The 900-nt window shown below is 71.3% G+C and carries 1 protein-coding gene and 1 pseudogene; both read right to left on the reverse strand.

The annotated features are described in order from the left end of the window. Positions 1–216, reverse strand: a 216-nt coding sequence (locus HUK84_RS23385) for a DUF3483 domain-containing protein (RefSeq protein ID WP_317135324.1), incomplete at its 3' end; no start/stop codon positions are given. Continuing rightward, positions 173–900: pseudogene (locus HUK84_RS20325) on the reverse strand (N-methylproline demethylase); the annotation flags it as partial. The gene HUK84_RS23385 and the pseudogene HUK84_RS20325, both read right to left, overlap by 44 nt.

Consider the following 900-nt stretch of genomic DNA (forward strand, 5'->3'; position numbering starts at 1 on the left):
GACGACGTGATGGACGTCGACGAGATAACGGCGCGGCACCGACGCCAGGCCGGCCAGCCAGGACCGGCCGGCGGGGCGCCCCTTCAGCCAGCGCGCCAGCAGGACCATCCAGACGAGGGCGACAGCGCCCGCGGCACATCCCATTTCCGCAAGGACCAGCCAGCGCATGGTGTCAGAGATCCTTGCACAGCCGCAGCGCGTCATAGAGCGCGGCATGAATGTTGCGCGCCGCCACCGCGTCGCCGATGCGGAACAGCGCGTAGTCGCCGGCCCCGAGCCGCGCCATCACCGGCTGGGGCCGTCCGGCGACCAGCGCATGCGCGTCGGTCTGGCCGGCATTGGCCGAGCCCGCCTTCAGCGCCGCATAGAGCGTGGTGTCGGGCGCGCCGCCGCGATCGACCACGATATGGTCGACCACCCGTTCCTCTTCCGCGCCGGTCATGGTGTTGCGCAGCACGGCGACCAGGCGGTTGCCCTCGCGCCAGGTCTCGGTCAGTTCCATGTTCGGCGTCGTCACCACGCCCAGCCTGTAGAATTCGCGCAGATGCACCGGCTGGTTGGTGGTCCCGACCTCTTGCGCCACCAGCCGGTCGTGGGTCGCCAGTTCGACCAGGCAGCCGCGCGTGGCCAGCAATTCGGCCACCGAGGCGGCGTTGTGCTGCCCCATCTCGTCGAACAGCAGCACGCTGCCCGCGGGCGCGGCGCGGCCGGCCAGGACGTCGCGCGTCGTATGGTGCAGGTCGCTGCCCGGATCGTCGCCCAGGATCGCCTCGCCCCCTGTCGCCACGATCACCACGTCCGGCGCGCAGAGCAGGATATCGGCCGCCGTCGCCTCCACCCCCAGGCGCAGATCGACGTCCAGCTTGCGCACCTGCCCGTCCAGCCAGCGCACGATGCCCG

Origin of the sequence: Nguyenibacter vanlangensis (assembly GCF_013376155.1) — a bacterium.
GTDB lineage: Bacteria > Pseudomonadota > Alphaproteobacteria > Acetobacterales > Acetobacteraceae > Gluconacetobacter > Gluconacetobacter vanlangensis.